7 protein-coding genes are annotated in these 6,180 nt (G+C 63.7%); 1 reads left to right on the top strand and 6 read right to left on the bottom strand.

The window, feature by feature from the left end; all coding sequences use genetic code 11:
* Positions 1-116: 116 nt before the first annotated feature.
* The 6 genes from rpsO to K0M74_RS12675 all read right to left on the bottom strand — a co-directional run bounded on the left by rpsO (position 117) and on the right by K0M74_RS12675 (position 4,474).
* A complete protein-coding gene (rpsO, locus tag K0M74_RS12700; RefSeq protein ID WP_088440451.1) occupies positions 117-386 on the bottom strand; it encodes a 30S ribosomal protein S15 in 270 nt (89 codons plus the stop codon).
* 25 nt (positions 387-411) lie between these two features.
* On the bottom strand, positions 412-1,368 hold the full coding sequence (gene truB, locus K0M74_RS12695) for a tRNA pseudouridine(55) synthase TruB (protein WP_293972853.1): 957 nt from the start codon (positions 1,366-1,368) through the stop codon (positions 412-414).
* 32 nt (positions 1,369-1,400) lie between these two features.
* Positions 1,401-1,817: a DUF6491 family protein gene (locus K0M74_RS12690; protein ID WP_293972850.1), complete on the bottom strand. Its 417-nt coding sequence runs from the start codon at positions 1,815-1,817 to the stop codon at positions 1,401-1,403.
* Between the two features lie 181 nt (positions 1,818-1,998).
* Positions 1,999-2,535 (bottom strand): GNAT family protein, encoded by a 537-nt coding sequence (locus K0M74_RS12685; RefSeq protein ID WP_293972847.1) that lies wholly within the window; start codon positions 2,533-2,535, stop codon positions 1,999-2,001.
* Positions 2,535-3,809 (bottom strand): M20/M25/M40 family metallo-hydrolase, encoded by a 1,275-nt coding sequence (locus K0M74_RS12680; protein WP_293972844.1) that lies wholly within the window; start codon positions 3,807-3,809, stop codon positions 2,535-2,537. Before K0M74_RS12680 ends, K0M74_RS12685 begins: the two co-directional genes overlap by 1 nt.
* 59 nt (positions 3,810-3,868) lie before the next feature.
* Positions 3,869-4,474, bottom strand: a complete 606-nt coding sequence (locus K0M74_RS12675) for a thymidine kinase (protein ID WP_293972841.1) — start codon at positions 4,472-4,474, stop codon at positions 3,869-3,871.
* 56 nt (positions 4,475-4,530) lie between these two features.
* Here K0M74_RS12675 and K0M74_RS12670 point away from each other — a divergent pair, with 56 nt between their 5' ends.
* Positions 4,531-6,117 (top strand): AbgT family transporter, encoded by a 1,587-nt coding sequence (locus K0M74_RS12670; protein ID WP_293972838.1) that lies wholly within the window; start codon positions 4,531-4,533, stop codon positions 6,115-6,117.
* The last annotated feature ends 63 nt before the right edge of the window (positions 6,118-6,180 follow it).

The following is a 6,180-nucleotide window of genomic DNA, read 5'->3' as shown; positions in this document are numbered from 1 at the left end:
GGCGTGTGTGGCCCCTATGGCGGCCCCGCCTATGGGGGTTGGGGCCCTGTGGCCCGGCCAATTTGCGCGGAGCAAATATCACAGCGGCCCCGTAAAACCGGGGCCGCCAGAAATTCTTACTTACGCAGACCCAGCTTCGCGATCAGTGCCTGATAGCGGCCCTCGTCCTTCTTTTTCAGATAGTCGAGGAGGCTGCGACGCTTGTTGACCATCATCAGCAAGCCGCGGCGGCTGTGATTGTCCTTGTGGTTCGCCTTGAAATGACCGGTCAGGTTATTGATGCGGTCGGTCAGGATCGCGACCTGCACTTCCGGCGAACCGGTGTCGCCCTTGCTGCGGGCATTTTCGGTGATGACTTCGGTTTTGCGCTCGGCGGTAATCGACATAGATATCTTCCTCGAACATCATGGCTTAAAGATTGAAGCCGCGCACGACCTTCAGCGTTCCCGCCAAAGCCTCGATCAGGGCGATCGGACGATTGTCATCGTCCCGTCCCCAATAGAGCCCGTCATCCGTAGCTACCCCGGTCCAGACACGACCCTGACGGATCGCCCCTGCCGCTTCCGGGGAAAGGTTCAGAGCCGGGATGTCGACCAGCCCTGCCTCGAGCGGCAGAATGACTTCTGATTGCGCGGCGCCTTGGCCGAATGCGTTGAGTTTGTCCAGCGAAATCGCCTGTTCCAGATCGAACGGCCCGGCCTTTGTGCGGCGGAGCATGGTCACGTGGCCGACGGTGCCGACGGCGTGCGCGATGTCGCGGGCGAGGCTGCGGATATAGGTGCCTTTGGAGACGTGGGCGGTGAGGGTGACGGAGTCGAGCCGCTCCGCCCCATCCTCGTCACCCCGGACTTGATCCGGGGTCCATTCCGCCGGCGCCGCAATGGATGCTGGATCAAGCCCGACATGACGAAGCGAGAAAATCGTTACCCCCCGCGCCTTCATCTCAACCGCCTCGCCCTTGCGCGCCAGATCATAAGCCCGCTGCCCGTCGATCTTGATCGCCGAGTAAGCAGGCGGCACCTGCTCGATCGCCCCGGTAAAGCGCGACAGAACCGCTTCAACCTCAGCCAGCGTCGGCCGCACATGACTGCTCGCGACGACCTCCCCCTCTGCATCAAGCCCGCCGGTCTCGGTCCCGAACGCGATCGTAAACGCATAGACCTTGCTCGCATCGAGCATCCGCCCGCACAGCTTCGTCGCCTCGCCCAGCGCGATTGGCAGCACCCCCGATGCCAACGGGTCGAGCGTCCCGCCATGGCCGACCTTGACCTTGCCCAGCCCGGCTTCGCGGCACACGCGCTTGACGGCGCCGACCGCCTGCGTCGAGCCGAGCCCCAAAGGTTTGTCGAGAATGATCCAGCCGTTCATCCGCGCCCGCTACGGCCATGGACGGCTGGCTGTCAATTTGCGCCGGGCTTTTCGCCCATGATGTCCTTCGATTTATCGCGCCGCGACGGCGGCCCGGCGGAGGTCACGAACGAAGTCAAGGGGCAGCGCTCACCACGCACCACGATCGATGAAAAGCGGTCGAGCCGTCCGGCACCGCGCGTTTCGACGCCAATCGCCTGCGCAAACTCGACATCAGGGCAATATCCGGCGAAGGTGCCGTAATACCAGGCGCGCTGGCGATCCTGAATCCAGATGCCACGGCCGCGATCGGCCTGCCAGTTGCGGATCGAGCTCTCGCTCGGAAAAGTGATGCTCGCTTCGACCCCGAGTTCGCGCGGCGCGTCGGCAGAATTGGGGGCGGGCTCGTTGGCCGCCGCTGCAGAAAGGGGAAGCAAGACGGCGGCCAGGGAGAGAGCGAGATTCTTCATGGCGACTCGCTTAGCAGGTCAAGGCTGAACGGTCGCTGACCCTGATCCTCCCTGTCGCGCAGCGATGGGGAGGCGGCAGCGCGAAGCACCGACGGAGGGGTTTTGGCGCTGCCGTCGTGACCCCTTCCACCACTCGTTTTGCGAGCGGTCCCCCTCCCCATGGGGTCCGCCACGGGGAGGATTATTTTTGCCACTCACCCGCGATCAGCGACCACAGCGCAGTGTCGCGGACATGGTCGGTCCAGGTGATGCGCTCGGACCGCAATGTCGCCTCTTTGGTGCAGCCAAGCTTCGCCACGGCGGCCTGACTGCGCGCGTTGCGTTCGTCGATGCGAAATTCGATGCGGCGAATGCCGACCGCAAAAGCGTGCTCGATCAGCAGCCGTTTCACACGCCGGTTAAACCCCGTCCCGCGCATGTCAGGGTGAATATAGCTGTTGCCGATCTCGACCGTCTGCGCCGACCAGTCGGGGCGGAGCCACGCGGTCATCCCCACGAGCCGGTCGCCATCAAAGATCGCGTAGGCCATCCGGCCTTCGCCACCGATCAGGGCGTCAAAACTCTGGTCGAAATGACCGGGACCAAAGCTCGACGAATAGATCGCCCAGATGTCGGCATCGGCAGCGCAAACCGAGCGCAGCGCCTCGCGGTGCGCTTCGGTCAGCTTGACGAGCCGCAAATCGCCATCGTCCAGCTTGACATACAGGCGATCGCGCATCATTTGACGCCCGCGGTCGCCAGCAGGATGCCCAGACCAACCGAGGCGCCATGCACGCTTTTGGTCTTCTCCACGTCGATCCATTCGTCGAGCGCATGCGCGCGTCCGCCCTCGCCGCCCGATCCGATCGTCACTGCCGGAACGCCAAGGCTCATCGGCAAATTGGCATCGGTCGACGAGGAGGCGGACCGCGGGGAAAGCCCGAGCGCGTGAATGATCGCATGAGCGTTGCGGACGATCGGTTGCGTCGCCGCCGTTTCGCCCGCAGGTCGGTCGCCGATCGGTTTGATGTCGGCGGTGATCGCGCCTTCCTTGACCGAGCGCGCCGCATTTTCGATTTCGACGCCCTTTTTGACAACCGCGAGGAAGGCCTGCTCCAGCTTGGCAAGCTCGCTCGGATCTTCGGACCGCATGTCGAATTCGATGAAAACCTCGTTCGGGATCGAATTGACCGATGTGCCGCCGCCGGCAACGCTGGCCGCATAGGTCGTCTTGGGTTTCGCCGGGACCGGGATCTTGTAGAAATCGACGATCGTCTGGCTCATCGCCGCCATCGGATTCACGAGCCCGAACGCGCTGAAGCTGTGCCCGCCCGGCCCCTTAAAGGTGACGCGATAGCGCTTCGACCCGACGCCGCTGGTGACGATGCGCGACGGGTCGCTCCCGTCCATCGAGACAAAGGTCTTCACCCGGTCCTTATATTTGCCCTTGGTCAGGAGGTAGCGGACACCGCGCAAATCGCCCGGGCCTTCTTCGCCGACATTGCCGACGAAGATGATGTCCTGTTTCACCTTGATCCCGATTTCCTGCATCGCGCGCGCATAGGCGAGCAGCACTGCAAGGCTGCGGGTGTCGTCGCCGACCCCGGGGGCGTGGAGACGCGTGCCTTCGCGACGAACCTTGACCGGCGTACCTTGAGGAAAGACGGTGTCCAGGTGCGCGGCGATCATCACCGCTGGGCCGCCGACGGGGCCGGTGCCGCGATAAATGCCCATCGCATTGCCTTCCGCATCGATTTCGACGTCCACCAGCCCGGCATCTATCAACATGTCGCGATAGGCCTCGGCGCGCGCTGCTTCCTTGAACGGCGGCGCCGGGATTTCGGTCAGCTTGATGATTTCGTCGACCATCCGATCATGGTCGCGATCGAGGATCTGGACTGCCGATACATAGGCCTTGGTCTTCAGCACCGCTTCGGGCTTTGGCTGCGACGCGACCTCGACCGGCGCGGCGGCCAGCAGGGCAGCGGCAGTCAGCAGCAGCATGTTACGCATGAAAATCCTTTCGCGAAAACCACAAGAATTCTGGTCGGCAATTCAGCGTTGCTCAGGGGTCAGGAGGGCATCCGCAACGCTTCGGCAGCCTCGCGCCGCTTGGTCATAAAATGTCGGCGGCACATTGCAACGTAGCGGTCGTTGCCGCCGATCTCGGTCTGCGCGCCCTCGACCACCGCACGGCCATTCTCATCGACCCGCAGGTTCATCGTCGCTTTGCGCCCGCATTCGCATACGGCTTTCAACTCGACGAGCGCATCTGCGATGCCGAGCAGCGCCGCCGATCCGGGGAACAGCTCGGCCGAAAAATCGGTGCGCAGGCCATAACACAGCACCGGAATGCCACTTTCATCCGCCAGCCGCGCGAGCTCCAGCACCTGCGCCCGGGTCAGAAACTGCGCCTCGTCAACCAGAACACAAGCGAGCGGACGTTCCGCATTCTCCGCACTGACCGCGGCCCACAAATCGCTGTCGGGATCAAATTTATGCGCCTGGGCGATCAGGCCGATGCGGCTCGTCACCTGCCCAGCGCCATAGCGATCGTCGAGCGCCGCGGTCCACAGCATTGTTTCCATTCCGCGCTCACGATAGTTGAAATCCGCCTGCAACAGCGTGGTCGATTTGCCTGCGTTCATGCTGGCATAATAGAAGTAGAGCTTGGCCATGGACCGGCTATAGTCGGGTGGGAAAGAACAACAAGAGTATCGAAGAGGGATGCTGGATGACTGACAACGCCGCCGGAGCCGCCGTGCCGCAAAAAGGGTTTCTAGGCTGGATCGAACGCGTGGGCAACCGGCTGCCCGACCCGGTAGTGCTGTTTCTCTGGTTGGTCGGAATCCTCATCGTCATTTCGGTCATCGCCTCGGCAGTCGGCTGGTCGGCGCTACATCCCACCGAGACCGACCCCGAAACCGGTCGACAAAAGGTGATCGCGGCGACCAGCCTGCTCAGCCCCGAAAATATCGCGCGGCTATGGGTCGATATGCCGACGACCTTCACCCATTTTCACCCGCTCGGCTATGTGCTTGTCGTAATGCTCGGCGCGGGCGTCGCCGAACGCACCGGTCTGTTCGGCACCGCGATGCGCGCCAGCGTCCGCGGCGCGTCGCCGACGCTACTGACCCCGATGGTCGCATTTGTCGCGATGATGGGCAATCTGGCCGCCGATGCCGCCTATGTCGTGCTGATCCCGCTCGCCGCGGTCATCTATCACGCCGCAGGGCGCCATCCGGTCGCGGGCATCGCGGCATCGTTTGCGGGCGTGTCGGGCGGCTTTTCGGCGAATCTATTGCCCGGCCAGCTCGACGCGTTGCTGTTCGGCATCACCCAGGCGGCAGTCGAAACGGTGTTCGGCCCCTGGCAGCCGAATATCGCGGGCAACTGGTATTTCATCGCGGCGATGCTGTTCATCTTCCTGCCGGTCATCTGGTACGTCACCGACCATATCATCGAGCCGCGGCTCGGCACCTATGTTCCCGCAGGAACCGCAGCGACAGGCGACTCCGGCGAACGCGATCGGGCGCTGACCGATGCCGAGCGCAAGGGACTGCGCCACGCCGGGTTCGCCATATTGTTCGTGATCGGCCTGTGGGCGTTCTTCACCCTTGGACCCGGCACCCCGCTGATCGACGAGGCCGGCCCGCCCGAAGCGCGGCTGTCGCCCTTTTACCGATCGCTGGTTGCCGCTTTCTTCCTGCTCTTCCTGCTTGCGGGCTGGGCCTATGGCCGCGCAACGGGAGTGATCGGCAACCACCGCGACCTGGTCAAGATGATGAGCGAGTCGATGGGCGACATGGCCTATTATCTCGTCCTCGCCTTTGCCGCGGCGCATTTTGTCGCGATGTTCGCCTGGTCGAACCTGGGACTGATCCTCGCCGTGCATGGCGCCGACGGCTTGCGCTCCGCCAACCTGCCTGCGCCGATCCTCCTCGCCGCGATCGTCTTGCTCACCGCTGCGCTCAACCTCTTCATCGGCTCGGCAAGCGCCAAATGGGCGCTGCTCGCGCCGGTGCTGGTGCCGATGCTGATGCTGCTCGGGATCAGCGCCGAAATGACCACCGCGGCGTACCGCGTCGGCGACGGAGCGACCAACATCATTACCCCGCTGATGGTCTATTTCCCGCTGATCCTGATTTTCTGCCAGCGCTGGCAACCCGATTTCGGTCTGGGCAGCCTCGCCGCAACGATGCTGCCCTATTCTATCGGGCTGCTGGTCAGCGGGATTGTGCTGCTGATGGGCTGGGTCGCACTCGACCTGCCGCTGGGGCCGGGGGCGACCGTCCACATCCCCTTGCCGATCGCATCCTGACCCAATGCCGGAGGCCGGGGCGTTGCTTGACTCGTCCCGGCCCCCCTCTCATGCTGCGCGGCA

It is taken from the genome of Sphingopyxis sp. (genome assembly GCF_019459305.1).
Taxonomy (GTDB): domain Bacteria; phylum Pseudomonadota; class Alphaproteobacteria; order Sphingomonadales; family Sphingomonadaceae; genus Sphingopyxis.
Note: the sequence above shows the minus strand (reverse complement) of the source record. Positions and strands in the feature narration are given on the sequence as shown.

Bases quoted from the DNA above. Each gene is read 5' to 3' on its own strand.
- K0M74_RS12685 (WP_293972847.1), bottom strand. From the start codon at position 2,535: ATGCGCGATCGCCTGTATGTCAAGCTGGACGATGGCGATTTGCGGCTC.
- K0M74_RS12690 (WP_293972850.1), bottom strand. From the start codon at position 1,817: ATGAAGAATCTCGCTCTCTCCCTGGCCGCCGTCTTGCTTCCCCTTTCT.
- K0M74_RS12675 (WP_293972841.1), bottom strand. From the start codon at position 4,474: ATGGCCAAGCTCTACTTCTATTATGCCAGCATGAACGCAGGCAAATCG.
- truB (WP_293972853.1), bottom strand. From the start codon at position 1,368: ATGAACGGCTGGATCATTCTCGACAAACCTTTGGGGCTCGGCTCGACG.
- K0M74_RS12680 (WP_293972844.1), bottom strand. From the start codon at position 3,809: ATGCGTAACATGCTGCTGCTGACTGCCGCTGCCCTGCTGGCCGCCGCG.
- K0M74_RS12670 (WP_293972838.1), top strand. From the start codon at position 4,531: ATGACTGACAACGCCGCCGGAGCCGCCGTGCCGCAAAAAGGGTTTCTA.
- rpsO (WP_088440451.1), bottom strand. From the start codon at position 386: ATGTCGATTACCGCCGAGCGCAAAACCGAAGTCATCACCGAAAATGCC.